15 protein-coding genes and 1 pseudogene are annotated in these 17,985 nt (G+C 73.6%); 14 read left to right on the top strand and 2 right to left on the bottom strand.

Annotated features, from left to right (window positions below; translation table 11 throughout):
* Positions 1-58: 58 nt before the first annotated feature.
* Entirely contained in the window at positions 59-1,693 is a 1,635-nt protein-coding gene (locus ACZ51I_RS30030; RefSeq protein ID WP_468882082.1) for a glutamate--tRNA ligase, read from the bottom strand.
* Positions 1,694-1,876: 183 nt separating this feature from the next.
* On the opposite strand from ACZ51I_RS30030, the gene ACZ51I_RS30035 reads away from it, so the two are divergent.
* From ACZ51I_RS30035 to hemL, 13 genes and pseudogenes are all read left to right on the top strand, one after another.
* Positions 1,877-3,106: an MFS transporter gene (locus ACZ51I_RS30035; RefSeq protein WP_468882084.1), complete on the top strand. Its 1,230-nt coding sequence runs from the start codon at positions 1,877-1,879 to the stop codon at positions 3,104-3,106.
* Positions 3,103-4,020 carry a TIGR03619 family F420-dependent LLM class oxidoreductase gene (locus ACZ51I_RS30040; protein ID WP_468882086.1) on the top strand — a complete coding sequence of 306 codons (918 nt, stop codon included), beginning with the start codon at positions 3,103-3,105 and terminating at the stop codon, positions 4,018-4,020. Before ACZ51I_RS30035 ends, ACZ51I_RS30040 begins: the two co-directional genes overlap by 4 nt.
* 47 nt (positions 4,021-4,067) lie before the next feature.
* The gene (locus tag ACZ51I_RS30045) at positions 4,068-5,003 is read left to right on the top strand and encodes a LysR family transcriptional regulator (protein WP_468882088.1); all 936 of its coding nucleotides are present in this window, start codon (positions 4,068-4,070) and stop codon (positions 5,001-5,003) included.
* 166 nt (positions 5,004-5,169) lie between these two features.
* A complete protein-coding gene (locus ACZ51I_RS30050; RefSeq protein WP_468882091.1) occupies positions 5,170-6,099 on the top strand; it encodes a DMT family transporter in 930 nt (309 codons plus the stop codon).
* 109 nt (positions 6,100-6,208) lie between these two features.
* The gene (locus ACZ51I_RS30055; RefSeq protein ID WP_468882094.1) at positions 6,209-6,799 is read left to right on the top strand and encodes a LuxR C-terminal-related transcriptional regulator; all 591 of its coding nucleotides are present in this window, start codon (positions 6,209-6,211) and stop codon (positions 6,797-6,799) included.
* Positions 6,800-6,843: 44 nt separating this feature from the next.
* Positions 6,844-7,257, top strand: a complete 414-nt coding sequence (locus ACZ51I_RS30060; RefSeq protein ID WP_468882096.1) for a tautomerase family protein — start codon at positions 6,844-6,846, stop codon at positions 7,255-7,257.
* A 161-nt stretch (positions 7,258-7,418) separates the two neighbouring features.
* A complete protein-coding gene (locus ACZ51I_RS30065; protein ID WP_468882099.1) occupies positions 7,419-8,210 on the top strand; it encodes a maleate cis-trans isomerase family protein in 792 nt (263 codons plus the stop codon).
* Positions 8,201-9,508, top strand: a pseudogene (locus ACZ51I_RS30070) (FAD-dependent oxidoreductase); the annotation flags it as partial. The gene ACZ51I_RS30065 and the pseudogene ACZ51I_RS30070, both read left to right, overlap by 10 nt.
* Positions 9,477-10,277 carry an aspartate/glutamate racemase family protein gene (locus ACZ51I_RS30075; protein ID WP_030692337.1) on the top strand — a complete coding sequence of 267 codons (801 nt, stop codon included), beginning with the start codon at positions 9,477-9,479 and terminating at the stop codon, positions 10,275-10,277. The pseudogene ACZ51I_RS30070 and the gene ACZ51I_RS30075, both read left to right, overlap by 32 nt.
* Before the next feature lie 112 nt (positions 10,278-10,389).
* Positions 10,390-11,409 (top strand): porphobilinogen synthase, encoded by a 1,020-nt coding sequence (hemB, locus tag ACZ51I_RS30080; RefSeq protein ID WP_468882102.1) that lies wholly within the window; start codon positions 10,390-10,392, stop codon positions 11,407-11,409.
* 4 nt (positions 11,410-11,413) lie between these two features.
* A complete protein-coding gene (hemA, locus tag ACZ51I_RS30085) occupies positions 11,414-12,781 on the top strand; it encodes a glutamyl-tRNA reductase (RefSeq protein ID WP_468882105.1) in 1,368 nt (455 codons plus the stop codon).
* The gene (locus tag ACZ51I_RS30090) at positions 12,778-14,832 is read left to right on the top strand and encodes an acetate--CoA ligase family protein (RefSeq protein ID WP_468882107.1); all 2,055 of its coding nucleotides are present in this window, start codon (positions 12,778-12,780) and stop codon (positions 14,830-14,832) included. The genes hemA and ACZ51I_RS30090 overlap by 4 nt, the downstream gene beginning before the upstream one ends.
* Positions 14,829-16,130, top strand: coding sequence for a glutamate-1-semialdehyde 2,1-aminomutase (gene hemL / locus ACZ51I_RS30095; RefSeq protein WP_468882110.1), 1,302 nt, complete (start codon positions 14,829-14,831; stop codon positions 16,128-16,130). Before ACZ51I_RS30090 ends, hemL begins: the two co-directional genes overlap by 4 nt.
* A gap of 83 nt (positions 16,131-16,213) precedes the next feature.
* Here the strand turns inward: hemL and ACZ51I_RS30100 are convergent, their stop codons facing one another.
* Positions 16,214-16,630, bottom strand: a complete 417-nt coding sequence (locus tag ACZ51I_RS30100; RefSeq protein WP_468882113.1) for an organic hydroperoxide resistance protein — start codon at positions 16,628-16,630, stop codon at positions 16,214-16,216.
* 151 nt (positions 16,631-16,781) lie between these two features.
* On the opposite strand from ACZ51I_RS30100, the gene ACZ51I_RS30105 reads away from it, so the two are divergent.
* Positions 16,782-17,876 (top strand): CaiB/BaiF CoA transferase family protein, encoded by a 1,095-nt coding sequence (locus ACZ51I_RS30105; RefSeq protein WP_468882116.1) that lies wholly within the window; start codon positions 16,782-16,784, stop codon positions 17,874-17,876.
* Positions 17,877-17,985: the final 109 nt, after the last annotated feature.

Consider the following 17,985-nt stretch of genomic DNA (forward strand, 5'->3'; position numbering starts at 1 on the left):
GACGTGGTTGTCGCCGGCCGGGAGACGGGCGCGGACCCCGGCGCCGGGAGCCCCCGCCTCACCCCGCCACGGCGGCCAGGCGGCGGGTCACCTCGTCCCGCCCCAGGGCGCGGGCCACGGCCAGGAGGTCCGGGCTGCGGGTGGCGCCCGTGAGGGCGACCCGGACCACGTTGGCGACCAGCCTCGGCGGTCCCGCCCAGCGGTCCGGGTCCCGGCGCCAGGAGGCCGTGTCCGGGGCGAAGCCGTGCCGTACGGCGATCTCCCCGAGCCGCGCGTACCACTCCTCGGGAGGGAGTGCGGCGAACTCGGCGGCGATCTCCCTCACCCGTGCCTCCGGCAGACCGCCGTAGCGGTCGTCCCCGGGCGGCGGCGCCTGGCCGAAGAGCTCCGCGAAGAAGAAGCCGTACCGGTCGCGGAAGCACGACCAGCGCTCCAGGTCCTTGCGGGCGGGCGCGCCCTCCGGCCGGCCCGTCGCCACGGCCGCCAGGGCGAGGTCCTTGTGCCGGGCGAGGACGGTGGCGAGCTCCGGGTCGTACTCCTCCGCCCAGGAGAGCAGCTGGGCGTACAGCTCTCCGGGCGTGAGCGAGGCGATGAACTCCCGGCTCAGCGAGTGCAGTTTGGGCAGGTCCAGCAGGGGCCCCGAGGGGCGCATGCCGTCGAGCCGGACCGGGGCGGCGAGCGCCTCGGCGGTGGGGACGTCCATGAGCCGGATGTTCGCGAGGCCCCGCAGATAGTGCTGGACCGCGGCGGGCGGGTAGCCGGCGGACAGGTAGTAGTCGACGGACGCCTCGGGGTCCTTGCGCTTGCTGAGCTTGCGGCGTGAGGGCCCCTCCGCCTTCATGAGCGGCGCGAGGTGCGCGTACGCGGGCGGCTCGAAGCCGAGCGCCGTGTGCAGCTGAAGGTGGACGGGGGTAGAGGAGAGCCACTCCTCGCCGCGCACCACCAGCGTCACCCGCATCAGGTGGTCGTCCACGACATGCGCGAAGTGATAAGTGGGCAGCGGCAGTTCCTCCTGCGAGGACTTGAGGAGGACGATGTCGTTGCCGTTGTCCTGCATGGTGACGGACGCCCGGATGCGGTCCGTGAACCGGACCCGGCCGGGGAACTCGTACGGGCAGCGGAACCGCACCACGTACGGCTCGCCCGCCGCGAGGCGTCGCGCCGCCTCCTCCGGCGCCAGCGTCCGGCAGGGCGCCCAGCGTCCGTAATATCCCAGCGGCGAGCGGCCCGCGCGCTGCTCCTCGGCGCTCCGGGCCAGGAGATCCCTGCCGCAGAAGCAGGGGTAGGCGCGGTCGCGGCGGAGGAGCTCCCGCACATGGCTGAGGTAGATCTCCCGGCGCTCCGACTGGAGGTACGGGCCCCACGCCCCGTCCCCGGCGGCGCCGCCCTCGTCCGGGGCGAGCCCGAAGGCGCCGAGCAGCCGGGAGAACTCCTCGGCGGCGCCCGCCACCTGCCGGGACCGGTCGGTGTCCTCGACCCGCAGCACATGCACACCGCCCGACTGACGGGCGAGCGCCCGGGCCACGGCCGCCGTGTACAGGCCGCCGATGTGCAGGTGCCCGGTGGGGCTGGGGGCGAAGCGTGTGACCTCGGCGCCGTCCGGCAGGGCGCGCGGTCCGAACCGCCGCTCCCAGTCGGCCGGTTCCGGGAGGTCCGGCGGGAACATCGCGTTGATGACGGACAGGTCGAGCACGGTGGACTCCCTCCTGGGGTTCCTGGAGAGATCCACCGTAGGCCGGTGACCGGCCGGTTCGAGAGGACCGGGGGCGCGAGGCTGCGGAACTCCGAACCCTCTTCGGCGTTGACCGCTGCGAGCGGGATGCCGGATCAGTAGCGTCGCCAGGACCGATCCGTACGACGACCACAAGGGGGTGTGATGGGCGGCACGCGCGCGGTGGGCCTGCTCGCACTCGGCGCCTTCGCCATGGGGACCGACGCCTACGCGATGGCCGGACTGCTCCCGGACATGGGCGCCGACCTTGGTGTCTCCGTCTCCCTCGCGGGCCAGTCCGTCACCGCCTTCACCCTCTGCTACGCCCTGGCCGCGCCGCTCTTCTCGGCCGTCCTCGCCCGCTGGGGCACCCGCACGGTCCTCCTCACCGCACTCGTCGTCTTCGTCCTCGCCAACGCCGGTACGGCGCTGGCCGGTTCGTACGCCGTCCTCCTCGGCACCCGCGCCCTCGCCGGTACGGGAGCGGGCCTCTTCACCCCGGCCGCGGCCACCGCCGCCGTCGCGCTCGTCCCGCCCGGGCGGCGCGGGCGGGCCCTCGGCACGGTCCTCGGCGGGATGAGCGCGGGCACCGTGCTCGGCGTGCCGCTCGGGCTGCTCGTCGCGGCCGGCTCCGGCTGGCGGGCGGCGCTGTGGCTGATCACCGCGCTCGGTCTGGCCGCGCTGCTCGGCGTCACCATGGCGCTGCCGCCCGTACGGGGAGCCGCGGCGCCCTCGCTGAAGGCCAGGATCGGCGCCCTCGCCCGGCCCCGGGTGGCCGTGGTCGTCGTCGTCACCTTCACCCAGACCGTGGCCAGCCTCGGGCTGTACACCTACCTCGAACCGGTGCTGCACCGGGTCGCCGACGTGGGCAGCGCGGTGCCGTACCTGTGGGTCTGGGGCATCGGCGGGGTCTGCGGCAGTCTCCTCGCCGGGACCCTCGTCGACCGGACGGGACGGCCCGCCCGCCTCGCCGTCGTGCTCCTCGGCATCCTCGGCGGCGCCCTGGCGCTGCTGCCGTGGACCGGCGCCGTGCCCGGCCTCGTCCTGCTGCCGCTGCTCGTCTGGGGCGCGGTCGGCTGGGCCTTCGTCGTCCCGCAGCAGCACCGGCTCCTGGCGGGGGAGGCGTCCGGCAGCGGGACCGCCGCCGTCGGCCTCAACAGCTCCGCCACCTACCTCGGCGGCGCCGTCGGCTCCGCGCTCGGCGGCCTCGCCCTCGCCCACGGGCTCGACGCCCGCCTGCTCCCGCTCCTCGCCGCCGGGGTCGCGCTCGCGGGAGTCCTCTTCCACCTCGCGGTGGCCCGGCGCCACTCCGGGCCCGACCCCACGGACCATGCCCACGGGACCGGAGCCGCGCACACGACCGCGGCCGACGCCCCGGAAAGGAACGCCTCATGAAGTTCGGCGTCAATCTGCCCAACTACGGGCCCGAAGCCACTCCCGACGCCCTCGCCGACTGGGCGCTGCGGGTCGAGGCGATGGGCTACCACTACGCCATGGTCTCCGACCACGTGGCGCTCACCCCGGACGTCCAGCACCTCTTTCCCGCGCCGTTCTACGACCCCTTCGCGACCCTCGCCTGGCTCGCGGGGGTCACCAGGACCGTGGGCCTCGGGACGACGGTGACGATCCTCCCGTACCGGCATCCCGTGCACACCGCCCGCGTCGCCGCCAACATCGACCGGTTCAGCAACGGCCGGCTGGTGTTCGGCGCGGCCGCCGGCTGGGCCGCCCGGGAGTTCGCCGTCCTCGACGTGCCGTACCGCAAGCGCGGGGCGATCAGCGACGAGTACCTCGCCGCGATCAAGGCCTGCTGGGCCGACGAGGTCGCCTCCTTCGACGGCGCCCACGTCTCCTTCCGCGAGGTCCACACCGGGCCGCTGCCCGTGCAGCGGCCCGGACCGCCCGTCTGGGTCGGCGGCCACAGCTACGGAGCGCTGCGCCGGGCCGTCCGCCTCGGCGACGCCTGGCACCCCACCTCCGTCTCCGGCGACTGGCTCCTCGGCGTGGGACTGCCCACCCTCCGCCAGGTCGCCGAGGAGCAGGAACTGCCGGTGCCCGACCTCAGCCCCCGCATCAAACTGCGCGTCACCCCCCGGCCGCTGGGCCCCGGAAGGCTGCTCGGCGAGGGCACCCTGGCGCAGATCGCCGACGACCTCGGGCTCCTCCAGGACCTGGGGGCCGGCGCCGTCGTCCTCGACCCCACGTATCCGGGCGACCGGCGGGAGGCGGGCCGCACCGCGCGGGACCTCGACGTCCTGGAGACACTGGTCAAGGAGATCATCGACGTCGACACCGGCTGCGTACGATGACGAGACGCTGACGTTCGGTACGGAGAGAGGGGGAGGGAGTGCGGGACGTGGCCGATCTGGACCTGCGGAAGCTGCGCGTGCTCAGAGAGCTCAGCGAGCGCGGCACCGTCAGCGCGGCCGCCCAGGCCCTCCACCTCACCCCGCAGGCCGTCTCCCAGCAGATCAGCGCCCTGGGACGGGAGTTGGGCGTCCCGCTCACCGAACCGTCCGGGCGCCGGCTGCGCCTCACCGGCGCGGCGCGGATCGTGCTCCGGCACGCCGACGCCGTCTTCACCCAGGTCGAGCAGATGCGCGCGGAGCTCGCCGCGCACAGCAGCGGCGAGCGCGGCGAGGTGGCCGTCGCCGGATTCTCCACCACCCTCTCGGCGTTGATCCTGCCCGCCGTGGCCAGGCTGCGCGAGAGCCGTCCGCTCCTGCGGACCTCGCTGGCCGAGGTCGACCCGCCGGAGAGCTTCTCGATGCTGCACCGGGGGGAGACGGACGTCGTCATCTCCGCGGACACCGCCCACCGGCCGGGAGCCGCGGGCGAGGACGGGCGGTTCGACGGGCGGTTCCACCGGGTCGCGCTCTGCGAGGACCCCTTCGACATCGCGCTGCCGGAGGGCCACCGGCTCCTCGACAGCCCCCGGCTGCTCCTCGCCGACCTCGCCGAGGAGACCTGGATCTTCGCGACGACCGGCATGTGTCACGACATCGGCGTCGCCGCCTGTACGGCCGCCGGGTTCACCCCGCAGGCCTCCCACGCCATCGGCGACTGGGACGCCACGCTGGCGGCGGTGCGGCTCGGCCTCGGGGTCGCGCTCGTCCCGCGGATGGCCAAGCCGGCCCCGCGGCCCGAGGTGACGATCCGCGCGTTCAGTGAGCAGGCCCCGTCCCGCACGGTCTTCGCGGCCGTACGGGAGGGCAGCCAGACCTCGCCGGAGATCGCCGCCGTCCTCGACGCGCTCCGCACAGTGGCCAGGGCGGCCGTCGCTCCCGCCTGACCGGGCGGAACACGATTCGCCACGGCTCGTGGAAGGTACCGTCCACCAGCCGTTGCTGGACCCGCCCGGCCGTCGCTGCGAGGCTCGTTCCCGTACCGCGGACCACTTCGCGCGTCCCCTACTTCTCCCCTTTCTCGCCTTGCCTTCTCCTGGAGCAGGAACACCCATGTCCAAAGCCACGTACACGCGGCTGGCCGCGCTGAGCCTCATCTGGGGCTCCGTCTTCCTGTGGATCAAGATCGCCGGTTACGGCTTCTCACCCGTGCAGATGGTGCTGATCCGGCTCGCCCTCGGCGCCGTCGTCATCCTCGCCATCGGTTACGCCAAGGGGCTCCGGCTGCCCAAGGAGCCCGCCACCTGGGGGCATCTGGCCGTGGCCGCCCTCCTCGGCAACGCCGTCCCATGGACCCTGTACGCCGAGGGCGAGATCGCCGGCTCCAGCAGCGTCGCCGCCGTCGTCAACGGCAGCGCGCCGATCTGGACCCTGGCGGCCGCCCTGCTCCTCGGCCAGGAGAAGCGGGTCTCCGCCTTCAAGGCGGGCGGTGTGCTGCTCGGCCTCGGCGGCACCGCGCTCATCGCCTCCCCCTGGAACTCCGCCTCGGCAGGCACCGGTTGGAGCATCCTCTGCTTCGTCCTCGGCTCGATCAGCTTCGGCGCCAGCTTCGCGTACATGGGGAAGTTCCTCGTGGGCAAGGGCATTCCGCCGCTGATGCTGGCCGGCGGGCAGCTGAGCGTGGCGACCGTGCTGCTCCTCGCCGCCTTCCCGTTCCTCGGCCTCCAGGCCGTGACCTGGCGCGCCGACTCGGTGATCTCCGTCCTCGTCCTCGGCGTCGTCTGCACCGGCTTCGCCGCGCTGCTCAACTTCGAGCTGATCATCAAGGACGGGCCCACCGTGGCCTCGACCGTCACCTATCTGATGACCGCGGTGGCCGTGGTGCTCGGCGCCGTCGTGCTGCGCGAGCCGCTCGGCTGGACCGTGTGGCTGGGCGCGGTGGCGGTCCTCGCCGCCACCGGTCTGCTCCGGCGCAAGCCGAAGCCGGCGGCCGAACCGGCGCCCGGGGCCGCCCCCATGCCGACAGCGGCGGCCGCCGATTAGATCATTCCCCCGGAACCCGTGAAATGCCGGGCCGCCGCCCGCAACATTGTGTTCATTCAATGGGCGGGCGGTCGGTGGTAGCGTCGCAAGTGGAAACACCCGGCCTTTTATGGGGGAGTCGTACGTGGCTTTTGTGGTCGAACTCGTTTTCCGTGGCAATGAGACGGACCGGTTGAGTTTCGGAGAGGCTCACCGGGCCTACTGGAAAAGAATGTCCGCCCGCGGCATCCTGCTCGGGGGCGGACCCTGGCGGGACGGCACCGGGGAGTTCCTCGTCTGCGAGGCCCCCGACCGCCGCACGCTCTTACGCGTGCTGTACGCCGACCCGTACGCGCAGGCGCAGGTCATCGGCGAGCTGCGGGTCCGGGAATGGAACGCCGTCATGGGGCACGTGGTGCTCGCCGGCCTGGAGCGGTCCACCGGAGGCGCCGGGACCCACGAGCGAATACGCGGGGGCGTGCCGGCCCCCGTCGCCCCGCTCGCCCCGCCGAGCGCCCGTGAGGAGCTGACCGCCCACGAGCGGCGCATCGCCACGATGATGCTCGACGGCCTGACCAACAAACAGATCGCCGAGGCGTTCACGGTCTCCACCCGGGCCGTGGAACTGCACATCACCCGGATCTACCGGAAGCTCGACATCCGCAGGCGCGCCCAGCTGGCCGCTGCCATCGACCGGTTCGAAGCCGCGCTGGCCTGCTGATCGATCCGTACCTCCTGACGCACACACCGATGATGGGAGTCACCATGCCGCTGGTCGAGATAACCGTTCCCGAGGGCACCCTGTCCGAGGCCGCCGCGGAGGTCCTGCAACAGCAGGTCGCCGACTCCGTGCTGACGGCCATGGCGCTGCCCCGTACCGAGTTCTTCGCCGCCGCCACCTGGGTCTACGTCCGCGAGGCCCCCAAGGGGCTCGCGACCACCGGCGCCGGCCGGCCCCCGGGCGTCCTGGTCGTCGTCACGCCCCTGGAGGGCTTCCTGACCCCCGAGCGGAACGAGGCCCTCTCCGTCGAGATCACCCGGCACGTGCACGAGGCGACGGGCCCCGACACCGTCGTCTGGCTCGTCGTGAACGAGATCCCGGAGGGGAACTGGGCCGTGAACGGCGGACTCACCCGCCGCGCGAAGATCGACGAACTCGTCGCCGAGGCGGCCAGCTGAATTCCCTGTTCCTCCGGCCGCGGCGCCGCACCGTATTCACGGTGCGGCGCCGTTCGCATTTACCGCACCCGGTGAGGGGGTGCGGATTCCCGTATCGATGTGCGGGCCGCTCCGACCGTACGGTGATGTCAATGGCACCGACCGATGGGAGAGACTGGTTCATGGCTCTGCAATCGGCGCCGCGACTCGGAGTGGTGGTTCCGTCCGGAAACGCCGCCGCCGAACCCGAGATCGGCAGCCTCGTAAGCCCCGAATTCAATGTGCACACTTCACGATTCCCGGTACTTCCCGGAAAAGACCTGCGTGGTCGTCTCGAGAAGTACAACGACGTGCTCCCGGAAGTGCTCGGGAATTTCGGCGGACTGCGTCTCGACGCGGCCGTCGTCGCCTGCACCGGTTCGCACTACCTCCTCACCCCCGAAGGCGACCGCGCTCTCTGCGCGGAGCTCTCCGAGCGCGCCGGAGCCCCCGTACGCTCCGCCGCCCTGGCCATCCTCGACACGGCGCGGGCCGTGGGGGCCGAGCGGCTCGTCCTCGTCTCGCCGTACGAGCCGTGGCTCACGGAACTCTCCCAGGCGTACTGGGAGTCGGCCGGACTCACGGTCGACCGGGTCGTCAAGATCCGGGCCGGCGCGCGCTTCTCCCCGTACGACGTGACGACGGACGAACTCGTCGCGCAGGTGCGGGAGGCCGAACTCCCGGAGGACGCCACGCTGTTGTTCACCGGCACCGGCATGTTCACCTTCGACGCGCTCGCCGAGCTCGGCCGGGACAACGGGCGCACCCTGCTCACCTCCAACCTGGCGAGCGCCTGGTGGGCCCGCGACACCCTCGGCCTCCCGGCCGGCGGACCGGACGCGCACCCGCTGCTCCGCCGGCTCGCGGAGCGGACGGGCGGCGGCCCGCGCGGCCGGGACGACGTGGCGGGGCCCGCCGCCGTGGCCGTGTCGTGAGCGGCGATACAGGGCCCTACGGCCGTACGACGCCCTACGGCCCTGCGGCGTCCTACGGGCCCGCCTACCACGCGCCTGTCGCCGTCGTCGGCGCCGGGCCGGTGGGCCTGACCGCCGCGCTCGTCCTCGCCCGCGCCGGGATCCCGGTGACCGTCCTGGAGTCCAGGAGCGAGCTGGCCACCGAGTCCCGCGCCTCCACCTTCCACCCCGCCACCCTCGACCTCCTCGACGAACTCGGCGTGGCGGCCGCCCTGCGCCGCGAGGGCCGGACCGTCGACCGCGTCCAGTGGCGCGACCTGGACGGCGGTGTGCACGCCGAGCTGGACTACGCCCTGCTCGCCGGACACACCCGCCATCCGTACCGGCTCCACGTCGAACAGGCCAGGCTCACCCCGCTGTTGCTCGACGCGCTCACCGCGACCGGACTCGCCGACGTACGGTTCGGTGCCACCGCCACCGGAGCCGACGAGACCGGCGGCGGCGTGCGGCTGCGCACCGAGGACGCGGCGGGGCGGGCCACCGTCACCCACCACCCGTACGTCCTGGCGGCCGACGGCAGCCGCAGCCGGCTGCGCGAGTTCGCCGGACTGCCCGGCACGGCCGAGGAGTACCCGGACTACGCGCTCCGCGTGGTCACCGACTCCCCGCTCGACGAACTGGTCCCGGGGCTCGCCCCCCTGACGTACGTCCGCGACCCCCGGGCCTCGTTCAGCGCGCTCGGGATGCCCGACCACTGGCGGCTGATCTTCCGGATCCGGCGCGGGACCCCCCGCGACGAGGTGCTCGCGCCGGGGGCCGTACGGGCCCGGGTCGAGCGGGCCCTGCCGGGCGCCGCCGGACGGGCCGTACGGATCGCGGACGCGCACACCTACCGGCTCGCGCGGTTCCTGCTGCCGCGCTACCGGGCCGGACGCGTGCTGTTCGCCGGCGACGCGGCCCACCTCACGTCCACCGCCGGCGGACTGAACATGAACTGCGGGATCCACGACGCGGTGGAGACCGGCCGGGCCCTCGCCGCCGTCCTGCGGGCAGGCACGGGCGACGAGGCACCGCTCGACGCGGCCCTCGGCCGACGCCGCTCCATCGTCGAGACGGCGGTCCTCCCGCGCAGCGAGGCCCGCACGGCCGGTCTGGACAGCCCGGCCGAACTCCTCGCCCGGGTCGCCGGCCTGCGGCGCACCGCCGCGGATCCCCGCGCGGCCACCGACTACCTGATCAAGGCCTCACTTCTCGACGTCGCACCACGACCCCTGAAAGGTGACGCACATGCGGATCTGGTTTCACAAGCACACCGTTGAAGGACGGCTTCCGCTGCTCGACCAGTGGTACCGCGAGCACCTCGACGCGATCGCCGCTCCCGGAACCACCGTCGACATCAAGACCCTGCCGGCCGACACGTACCCCGACCGCACCCCTTTCGGCCTCGTCGGCCACCACTCCGCCCAGGTGCTCTTCAGCCGGCACTTCTCCGAGTCCGCGCTCGTGGCGGAGCGGGAGGGCTACGACGCCTGGGTGATCGCCGCCGGCCAGGACCCCGGTCTGCGCGACGCCCGCCACCTCGCCTCCATCCCCACCCTCGGCTACGGCGAGACGGCCTTCTTCCTCTCGGCGCTCACCGGGCAGCGCTTCGGCGTCCTCGGCTTCATGCCGCCCCTGGAAGAGCCGATCAGGGCAAACATCCGGCAGTACCGCCTGGAGTCCTCGCTCAGCTCGTACGAGGTCGTGCCCGGCGGCTGGGACTCCGTACACCGCTCCCTGGAGGGCGACTTCGACGAGTTCGTCGAGGTGTACTCGGCGGCCGCCCTGCGCGCCGCCAAGGCCGGCGCCGAGGTCATCATCCCCGCCGAGGGCATCCCCAACGAGATCCTCTGGCACCTCGGCATCCACGAACTGCACGGCCTGCCCGTGATCGACCCGGCCGGACTCGCCGTCAAGCTCGCGGAGACCCTCGTCCAGCTGGGCGAGCTGAAGCTCTTCCAGCGCAGCGGCCACGGCTACTGGTTCAGCCGCCCCGACGAGCCCGTCGCCAAGCACCTGGAGCAGGTCTTCCTGGGCTCGGCCCTCTAGGGGATGCCGTGTCCGCAGCCCCGCACGCCCCGCGCGCCGGGCACCCCGCCCCGCGCCCGCACCCCCACCGTCACGTACCGCACGCCGCCACGCCTTCGAGGGAGTCACGCCCATGACGTACGACGCCTACGGCCGCAACACCGCGGCCACCGACCCCGCCGCCCCCTACTACCGCCCGCGCCGGCTCCGCCGCACGCCCGCCCTGCGCCGCTTCGCCGCCGAGACCCGCGTCGGCCCCGCCAACCTCGTCCAGCCGCTCTTCCTCCGCGAGGGCCTCACCGAACCGCGTGAGATCCCCTCCATGCCGGGCGTCTTCCAGCACACCCGCGACACCCTCCGCAAGGCGGCCGCCGAGGCCGTCGCCAACGGGGTCGGCGGGCTCATCCTCTTCGGCATCCCCGAGCACAAGGACCCCACCGGCACCGGGGCCGTCGACCCGGACGGCATCCTCCAGGTCGCCCTGCGCGACGTCGCCGCCGAGGTCGGCGACTCCACCGTGATCATCGGCGACATCAACCTCGACGAGTACACCGACCACGGTCACACCGGCGTCCTGGACGCCAACGGCGACGTCGACAACGACGCCAGCATCGAGCTGTACGCCCAGGCCGCCGTCGTCCAGGCCGAGGCCGGCGCCCAGATCGTCGCCCCCAGCGGCATGATGGACGGCCAGGTGCGCCGCATCCGCGAGGCCCTCGACCGGGCCGGCCACCAGTCCGTCGCGATCCTCGGCTACTCCGCCAAGTACGCCTCGCACTTCTACGGCCCCTTCCGCGACGCCGTCGAGTCCACCCTGCGCGGCGACCGCAAGGGCTACCAGCAGTTCCCCGGCAACATCCGGGAATCCCTCCTGGAGGTCTCGCTCGACGTCGCCGAGGGCGCCGACCTGGTGATGGTCAAGCCCGCCCTCGCCTACCTCGACATCGTCCGGCTCATCGCCGACCACGTGCAGGTGCCCGTCGCCGCCTACCAGGTCTCCGGCGAGTACTCCATGGTCGAGGCGGCCGCCGCCAAGGGGTGGATCGACCGCGACCAGGTCGTCCGGGAGAGCCTCGCCTCGATCCACCGCGCCGGCGCCACACAGATCATCACCTACTGGGCCTCCGAGTTCGCCCAGAGTCTGGAGCGGTGACCCGGTGACCCCGTCCTCCACCATGCTGGTCCTCGGCATCAGCCACGCCAGCGCCCCGCTCGACCTCCTGGAGAGACTCGCCGAGACCGACCGGCCCGCCGAGGACCTCGTCTCCGACGTGACCTCCGTCGACGGCATCGACGCCGCCGTCGTCGTCTCCACCTGCAACCGCCTGGAGGTCTACGCCGAGACCCGCGGCTCCACCACCGGCCTCGGTGAACTCGACGACCTCGGCGAGCTGTTCGCCCAGCACACCGGCGTCGACCGCGCGGAGATCGCCCCGCACCTCTACAGCCACCATGCCGACGGAGCCGTACGCCACCTCTTCGCCGTGGCCTCCGGACTCGAGTCGGTCGTGGTCGGCGAGGACCAGATCCTCGGCCAGGTGAAACTCGGCCTCGAACGGTCCCAGCGGCTCGACCGCACCGGCCGGGTCCTCGCCAAGGCCGTCCAGACCGCCCTGCGGGTCGGCAAGCGGGCCCGCAACGAGACCGGGCTCAACGAGGCCGGCCGCTCGCTCGCCACCGCCGGACTCGGCTTCTTCGAACGCCGCGTCGGCTCCCTGCACGGCAAGACCGCCCTGGTCATCGGCGCCGGCGCCTTCGCCGGTGTCGTCGTGGCCGCGCTCCGCCGCTCCGGTCTCGACCGGGTCCACGTCGCCAACCGCACCCCGGAGAAGGCCCAGCGGCTCGCCGAGACCACCGGGGGAGTGGGCTACGACCTCACGGACGTGCCCCGGCTGCTCACCGAGGTGGACGTCGTCGTCGGCGCCACCGCCGCCACCGGCCACCTCGTCACCGCCGGGGACGTCGAGAAGGCGCTCGCCGCCCGCGACGGCCGCGAGCTGTTCCTGCTCGACCTGTCCCTGCCGCACAACATCGCGCCCGCGGCCGCCGAACTGCCCGGCGTCACCTTCGTCGACCTGCGCCGGATCGCGGAGGAGGGCCAGAAGGACGAGATCTCCGCCGCCAGCGTCCAGGCCGCGCACGAGCTGATCGACGCCGAGGTCGAGCAGTTCCGCACCGGCCTCCGGCTGGCCGGCGCCAAGCCCGTCCTCACCGCCCTGCGCGCCGCCGCCACCGAGGCGGCCGAAGCCGAACTCGACCGGCTCGCCCGCCGCCTCGACGGGCTCGACGGCGCGGCGCGCCAGGAGATCGGCCGCAGCGTCCGCCGCATCGTCGACAAGGCCCTGCACCAGCCCACCGTCCTGGTGCGCGAGCTCGCGGCCGACCCGGACGGCGCCCGGCACATCGCCGCCTTCACCCGCCTCTTCGCCGCCGCCGAGTCCGACGACGGCGCCGAGCGGACGAACGATCCGAACGAGCACAAGAACGACATCAAGACCGAGAAGAAGATCGAGGCCATCGCATGAGTGACATCTCGGCCCTCTGGGAAGCCGAATCCATCGCCGTCATCGGGGCCAGCGAGCGCCCCGGCGCCCTGGGCCGCAAGCCGCTCGACTACCTCCTCCGGTACGGCTACAAGGGCCGTATCCTGCCGGTCAACCCCCGCTCGGCGGAGATCCTCGGCGTCCCCGCGTACCCCAGCGTCAAGGACGCCCCCGGCCCCGTCGACCTGGCCCTGATCATGGTCTCCGCCGAACGGGTCCCCGGCGCCGTCGACGACTGCGTGGCCGCCGGCGTGAAGCTCGCCGTCATCGCCTCCTCCGGCTTCGCCGAGACCGGCGAGGAGGGCGCCCGCCTCCAGGCCGAGGTCGTCGCCAAGGCCCGCGCCGGCGGCCTGCGGATCATCGGCCCCAACTGCATCGGGGCCGTCGGCTACGAGAACCGCGTCCTCGCCACCTTCAGCCCGCTCTTCGGCGCCGAGTCCGTGCCCTTCGAGCCCGGCACCCTCGCCTTCGTCAGCCAGAGCGGCGCCCTCGGCTTCGGCGCCGCCAGCCTCGCCCTGGAGCGGGGCCTGCGCCCCGGCTGGGTCGTCAGCACCGGCAACGACGCCGACGTCACCGCCCTCGAAGTCCTCCGCGAACTCGCCACGGTCCCCGAGGTCACCGGCCTCCTCGGCTACCTGGAGGACACCCCGGACATCGGGACGCTGCGCGAACTGGCCGGCTCGGGCAAGCCCGTCGCCCTCCTCAAGTCCGGCCGTACGGAGGCGGGTGGCCGCGCGGCCGCCTCGCACACCGGCGCCCTCGCCACCGACGACCGGGTCCTGGACGCCGCCCTGCGCGGCCTCGGCATCGTCCGCGTCGACGACATCGACGAACTCCTCGACGTCGCCCGGGTCTTCGAGTCCGAGCGGCGCCCCGCCGGCAACCGGGTCGCCGTCGTCACCACCTCCGGCGGCTCCGGCATCCTCGCCGCCGACGCCGTCGAGGCCCACGGCCTGGAGCTGAGCGCCCTGGAGCCGCGCAGCAAGGAGGCACTCGCCGAGATCGTCCCCGCGTTCGGGGCCATCGACAACCCGGTCGACATCACGGCCACCGTCCTCAGCGACCCCTCCCTCTTCGACCGCTCCCTCGACGTCCTGATCGCCGACGACACCGTCGACATCATTGTCGCCGCCTTCTGCGTGATGGCCGGACCCGACGTCGAGAAGGCCGTCAACGCCCTCTCCCGCGCCGCCGAGAAGGGCGGCAAGCCCATCCTCGTCGCCCGCACCGGCGCCGACTTCCTCGCCCCCGACGCCCCGCGCGACCTGCGCGAGGCCGGTCTGCCCGAATACCCCACACCGGCCCGCGCCCTGCGCGCCGCCGCCGCCCTGTGGGAGGTCAGCCGCCCCCGTACGCTCCCGGCCGCCCCGCGCCCCGGGAGGGTCCCCGGGCCCGGCGCCGGCGCCACCGAGCCCGAGCTCAAGCGGCTCCTCGCCGAGGCGGGGATCTCCGTGCCGAAGGGCCGGATCGCGGCGGACGCCGAGGACGCGGCGCGTGCCGTGACCGAGGCCGGCGGTACGGCGGTGCTCAAGGCCGTGGTTCCCGGCCTGCTGCACAAGACGGAGGCCGGTGGCGTCGAGATCGGCGTCACCGCCGAGAACGCACGCGAGGCGTACGGTCGGCTGGCCGCGCTCGGCGGTCAGGTGCTCGTCGAGGAACTCGTCGACGAGGGCGTCGAGTTGATCGTGGGAGTCCACACCACCGACCTGGGCCCGGTCCTCACCGCCGGTCTCGGCGGGATCTTCACCGAGGTCCTCGACGACGTCGGCCACCGGCTGCTGCCCCTCGCCCCCGGCGAGGGCGCGGAGCTCCTCGCCGGCCTGCGCGGCGCGAAGATACTCGCCGGCACCCGGGGCCGCGCCGCCGTGGACGTCGAGGCCGCCGCCGAACTCCTCCACAAGGTCGGCGAACTGGTCCAGGACTGGCCGGCCGGTTTCGCCCTCGACCTCAACCCCGTACGGGTCCTCACGAGGGGCGCGGTCGTCCTGGACGCCGCGCTCAGCTTCGAGGCCGCCGAGGAGGACGCCCGATGAGCGGTACGGAGACCAACAGCAAGGCCCTCTTCGAGCGCGCCCGCAAGGTCACCCCCGGCGGCGTCAACTCGCCGGTCCGCGCCTTCGGCGCCGTCGGCGGCACCCCCCGCTTCATCGCCTCCGCCCAGGGCCCGTACCTCACCGACAGCGACGGCAACGAGTACGTCGACCTCATCTGCTCCTGGGGCCCCATGATCCTCGGCCACCGGCACCCGGCCGTCGTCGAGGCGGTCACCCGGGCCCTGGAGCGGGGCACCTCCTTCGGAGCGCCCTCCACCGGAGAGGTCGAACTCGCCGAGGAGATCGTCGACCGGGTCGCCCCGGTCGAGCAGGTCCGCCTCGTCAGCTCCGGCACCGAGGCGACCATGTCGGCGATCCGGCTCGCGCGCGGCTTCACGGGCCGCGGCAAGATCGTGAAGTTCGCCGGCTGCTACCACGGTCACGTGGACGCGCTGCTCGCCTCGGCCGGCTCCGGCCTCGCGACCTTCGCGCTGCCCGACACCCCGGGCGTCACCGGAGCCCAGGCGAGCGACACGATCGTCCTGCCGTACAACGACCTGGCGGCGGTCGAGAAGGTCTTCGCCGAGATCGGCGACGAGATCGCCGCCGTCATCACCGAGGCGGCCCCCGGCAACATGGGCGCCGTCCCGCCGCTGCCCGGCTTCAACGCCGGCCTCAAGGAGATCACCGCCCGCCACGGCGCGCTGTTCATCTCCGACGAGGTCATGACCGGCTTCCGGGCCAGCCGCTCCGGCTGGTACGGGCGGGACGGCGTCGCCCCCGACCTGCTGACCTTCGGCAAGGTCATGGGCGGCGGCTTCCCGGCGGCGGCCTTCGGCGGACGCGCGGACGTCATGGCGCACCTCGCCCCGGCAGGACCCGTCTACCAGGCGGGCACCCTCTCCGGGAACCCGGTCGCCACCGCCGCCGGCCTCGCCACCCTGCGGCACAGCACCCCCGAGGTGTACGAACGGCTCGACGAGGTCTCGGCCACCATCGGCGCCGAGGTCTCCGCCGCCCTCACCAAGGAGGGCGTCGCGCACCGGCTGCAGTACTCCGGCACCATGTTCTCGGTCTTCTTCGGCGAGGACGAGGTGGTGGACTTCGACGGGGTCCGCGCCACCGAGTCGTACCGCTACACCCCGTTCTTCCACGAGCTGCTGCGGCAGGGCGTCTATCTGCCGCCCTCGCCGTTCGAGGCCTGGTTCATCTCGGCCTCGCACGACGACCGGGCCGTGAGCCGGGTCGTCGAGGCGCTCCCGGCCGCGGCGGCGGCAGCGGCGGCGGCGAAACGCTGACCCTCCGCCGTACGCTCCTAGGCTCGTACGCGAAAGGAAAGCCCCCGTGGACGACCACGGGGGCTTTCCGCTCTTCGTACGCCTTATGCGGGAAGGTCGATCCTCACCTCGACGTTCCCCCGGATCGCCTTCGAGTACGGGCAGCGGCCGTGGGCCGCGTCGGCGAGCCGCCGCGCCTCGGCGGCGTCGAGCCCGGGGAGTTCGACGGTGAGGACCACCGACAGGTGGAAACCCCCGTCCTCCTTGTGCAGCGCCACCTCGGCGGTGACGGTGTCGTCCTTGAGCGGGGTCCTGGACTCGCGGGCGGAGACCCGGAGCGCGCTGTGGAAGCAGGCGGCGTAACCGGCGGCGAAGAGCTGCTCGGGGTTGGTCGCGGTGCCGGAGCCGCCGACGGCCTTGGGGCTCGACAGCGGCAGGTCGAGGAGCCCGTCGGAGGAGCGCACGGCGCCATTGCGCCCGTCTCCCGTGGAGGTGACCTCGGCGGTGTAGACGATGGCCATACGGCATGCCTTTCGATAGCGGAGAAGGGGGAATTCCCCCAGTCTCCGGCGCTGCCGAATTCCCGGCGCTACGGATCTCCGCAGTCCTTTCAGGCGAGGTGCTGAATAGCGTGGTAGGCATCACAAGCCCATGAATTCAAGGGAGTTGGTCATGGCAGGACCGCTGGCCGGAGTACGGGTACTGGAATTCGCGGGCTCGGCGCCCACCGCGTTCGTCGGCACCGTGCTGTCCGGTCTCGGCGCCGACGTCGTACGGGTCGACAGGGCGCCGGCCGGCCCGCCGGCCCGCGACGCCGGGCGGCCGCCGGAGAACCCGCTCTCCCGCGGCCGCCGTTCGGTCGCCCTGGACCTCAAGAGCCCCGAGGGGATCGAGCGGGCGCTCACGCTCGCCGGGCACGCCGACATCCTCGTCGAGGGCTTCCGACCCGGCGTCGCCGACCGCCTCGGCATCGGCCCCGAGGCGGCCCTCGCCCGCAATCCCCGCCTGGTGTACGGGCGGCTCAGCGGCTGGGGCGGGCAGGGCGAGTGGGCCGGGCGCGCCGCCCACGACCTCGCGGTCCTCGCCCTGACCGGCGCCCTGGACACCGACCCGGAGACCGGAGCGCCGGTGCCGCCCCCGGCCGCGTACCTCTCCAGCTTCGCCGGCGGCGCCAACGCCCACGTCCACGGGCTGCTCGCCGCGCTCCACGAGCGGGAGCGCTCGGGCCGGGGCCAGGTCGTCGACACCGCCCTCACGGACGGCGCCGCCCTGATCGCCACCCTGATCCACCAGTGGCGCGCGGTCCCCGGCAACCACACCGTCACCGACGCTCCGCACTACTCCCTCTACGAGGCCGCCGACGGCCTGTACGTCGCCGTCGCCGCCATCGAGCCCCGGCTCTACCAGAACCTCCTGGAACAGCTGGGCCTCACAGAGCACGACCCCCTCCCCGACCGCGCCGACCCGGCGGCCTGGCCCGCGCTGCGCGCCCTGATCGCCGCCCGCTTCGCGACCCGGGACCGCGAGCACTGGGTCAAGCTCTTCGACGCCGTGGACGCCGGAGTGGCCCCCGTGCTGACCGCCGCCGAGGCGGCCGAGCACCACCAGCTGGCCGCGCGCGGCGCCTTCGTGGCGGTCGGCGACAGCCTCCAGCCGGCCCCCGCCTCGCGCTTCGACCGCACCCCGGCCGGAGCCCCGGGCCCCGCCCCGCTCCCGGGCGAGCACACCGACGAGGTGCTCACCGAATGGGCTCAGGGCTCCAGGTAGCGCGGCACCTCGTCGGAGCGTGGCAGCAGCCGTCATTCCGGAGACGTCCGGACGAAGGGAGAGCTCCGGTGGTGGGCCGCCCGGCGGTCGTGGGACGGGGGCTCTCCCC

It is taken from the genome of Streptomyces sp. NPDC034084, assembly GCF_055575535.1.